Source organism: Alcanivorax sp. HI0007 (genome assembly GCF_001635525.1).
GTDB lineage: Bacteria > Pseudomonadota > Gammaproteobacteria > Pseudomonadales > Alcanivoracaceae > Alcanivorax.
Map to the genome: position 1 here is coordinate 1 of NZ_LWEJ01000088.1, position 266 is coordinate 266.

The window sequence follows — 266 nt, forward strand, 5'->3', positions numbered from 1 at the left end:
GTGTGGGGTCCGGAAAAGCCATTTCTCCCTACGATGACCTGGTCAAAAGCGAGGCGCTGAAGTATGGACTGGACTGGCGCTTGATTACCTCGCAGATGTATCAGGAAAGTCGCTTCAACCCCAAGGCGCGCTCTTTTGCCGGCGCCCAGGGGTTACTGCAGGTAATGCCGAGAACCGGTCGTCAGTTTGGTTACAGCAACCTGACGCGCCCGGAAAATGGGGTTGCCGCGGGGGTGGCCTACATGGATTGGCTGGAGCAACGGTTC

General features: G+C 58.3%; 1 protein-coding gene. It reads left to right on the top strand.

Annotated features, from left to right (window positions below; all coding sequences use genetic code 11):
• Positions 1-266: transglycosylase SLT domain-containing protein (locus A3714_RS05170; protein ID WP_156493829.1), on the top strand; the 266-nt coding region annotated here is incomplete at both ends.